The 2,784-nt window shown below is 68.6% G+C and carries 1 protein-coding gene; it reads right to left on the reverse strand.

Translation table 11 applies throughout. The features are described 5' to 3' along the window. Positions 1-204: 204 nt before the first annotated feature. Positions 205-1,890: an acyl-CoA dehydrogenase family protein gene (locus tag ACY45C_RS18395; protein WP_462188814.1), complete on the reverse strand. Its 1,686-nt coding sequence runs from the start codon at positions 1,888-1,890 to the stop codon at positions 205-207. Between the last annotated feature and the right edge of the window lie 894 nt (positions 1,891-2,784).

Consider the following 2,784-nt stretch of genomic DNA (forward strand, 5'->3'; position numbering starts at 1 on the left):
CCTCCACCCTAGGAGTCGAAATGAAATAACTTGCGCGTTTCGAACCCTCCACAGGCCTGTGACCTGCGATGATGCTCTCGATCACGTATTTGTTACTTCATTACGTCCCCCTAGGGGCACATCCCCCACCTGATGGCGCAGCGTTGATTACGGAGAGTTTCTAGTACCTATCCGCCAAGGTCAGGAAACACCGAGCGAATCATCTCAGGCGCCCATCGGTGGAATTCTGCCGAGAATGTTTGGCACATCAGCGGCATCAGGCAGGGTGCCGAAGGCCAGTCCCCCCTCACCGGCGACTCTCGTGGCGCAGAACGCGTCGGCCACGGCGCCCGGGGCGTAGCGCACCAGCAAGGAGCCCTGCAGGACGACGGCAAGTCGCTCAACGATGCGCCGGGCGGCGAACTCCGCGTCCTCGGACCGGTCGAGGACACCGCGCAACCGGGCCCAGGCCGCGTCCAGCCTGCGGTCCGCGCCACGTGCCGCGTCGATCTCCATGGCGAAGGCGGCGAGGCTGGCCGGTTCCCGGGTGACCGCGCGCAGCACGTCGAGCGCGTTGACGTTGCCCGAGCCCTCCCAGATACCGTTCAGTGGCGCCTCGCGGTAGAGCCTCGGCATCCCGGACTCCTCCACGTAGCCGTTACCTCCCAGGCATTCGAGCGCCTCGGCGGCCAGCGCCGGGGAACGCTTGCACACCCAGTACTTCGCGACGGCGATCGCCAACCGTCTGAACGCTCGTTCCTGACGATCGCCACGGGCCGCCCGGTCAACCGCGCCCGCCACCCGAAGCACCAGGGTCGTCGCGGCCTCGGACTCCAGGGCGAGATCGGCGAGCACATTGCGCATCAGCGGAGCATCGATGAGTAGTCTCCCGAACGCGCGTCGGTGACGTACGTGGTGGGCGGCCGCCATGACGGCCGCACGCATCCCCGCCGCCGAGCCGAGGCTGGCGTCGAGCCGGGTCATCGCCACCATCTCGATGATGGCCCGGGCCCCTGCGCCCTCCTCGCCGACCAGCCAACCGACCGTGTCGTCGAACTCCGGCTCGCCGCTGGCGTTACTACGGTTACCGAGCTTGTCCTTCAGCCGCGCGATGCGAAAGGTGTTGCGGGCGCCGTCCGGAAGCACCCGTGGCACCCAGAAGCAGGACAGGCCACCGGGGGCCTGGGCCAGGACCAGGAAGACGTCGTTCATCGGGGCGCTGGTGAACCACTTGTGCCCCCGCAGCCGATAGGTCCCGTCGCCCGCCGGCGTCGCCGTCGTCGTGTTAGCACGGACGTCCGAGCCACCCTGCTTCTCCGTCATGCCCATGCCCGCCAGCAGGCCGGCCTTGCCCTCGGGTGGGCGCAAACCCGGATCGTAGACGCGGCTGGTCAGCAACGGTTCGTAGCGGGCGGCGAGCTCCGGGGCGGCGCGCAGCGCCGGCACCACGGCGTAGGTCATCGACACCGGGCACAGATGGCCCTGCTCGACGGTGCCCCAGACCAGGATGTCCGCGGCGCGGGCGACATGGGCGCCGGGACGCGGGTCGGCCCACGGCGCCCCGGCCAGGCCCTCCCGTACCGCGACCTCCATCAGGGCGTGCCAGGAGGGATGGAAGTCCACCTCGTCGACGCGAAACCCATAACGATCATGAGTGCGCAGTTGCGGCGGGAACCTGTTCGCCTCGTCGGCCTGGCGGGCGGCCTCCTCGGTGCCGGCCAACCGACCGAGTCGATGCAGATCGTCCGCATGCCAGCCGGCCCCCTCCCGCGCGAGGGCCGCCAGTAGCGCCGGATCGGCCGCCGCATCGTGCCCCACGAGGGGCGGAGGCTGGTTCGTCACCTCATGGGTCCGGGACGAACACGTCCCGGGAACCGCCGTTGTCCGGTTGACGGTGGTCGGCGAGATCACCGGCCCTCCTCTCGGCCGGGCCGCACATCGGCCTCGACAGTGCCGCACATCGACAGTGCCGCACATCGACCGGGCCGCGTTCGAGCGGGACCGTATCGAGCACGGCCCGTCGGCACTGGTGTGAAGCGTGCCACTCCTGGCCGCGTCGGACCAGTCGCATCGCGCGCTCTCGCCGGATCCACGGGCCGTGTGCTCGGTGGGGCCGTGTGCTCGGTGGGGCCGTGCGGATCACGGCCGTACCGAAGAAGATCCGCTCCCGCGGCGAAAGCCCACGGCGGACCAGAAACGATCCATGCCGGGTGCCCTGAACAGGTGGGCTGTTCCCGGCCGGCGTCCGGCTATTGCGCCCAAAGGTGTTTACACATTCGGTATCCAACGCCGGGACGATGTCGTCGCGCCCTGATGTCCGGGCGCCGGGCCGGATCGAGAATCGGGTAATCGACCGGTAGCCACGCCCAGGCGAAGAAATCCGCACGCTCCGGCCCACCAGAGGCGCGGTGAATCTCCGGACCGCCGTCCGGGCGAGAATGCCGTTTCCCATTAAGCCAGGCACCGGCGGAGCGGATCGGAAGCAGCCGACGCACCGCTCGACCAAGCCGCCCCGCGCCCTGTCCGACGCCTCGACGAGGAGCCGGCGAGGCGGGCAGGGGCGGTCACGCGCTCCTAATTCACCCGGCGGTCCCGCCGCCGCGAAGCTCCGCCGGCTCGAGCAACGCACGCGGTGACCAGATGATCATCTTCCGCGATACTCGATCGGGCTAGACCGGCCAGGTGTTACGGAGAATATTGAATAATGCCGAAGGGAACGAGAAGCATGCGGGGGCCGGTCGCGGAAGGTACCAACATCACAGCTCCCCAACCCCAACCGACAGCACCTAGCGTTATATATAGTAA

It is taken from the genome of Frankia sp. CcWB2 (assembly GCF_977927585.1).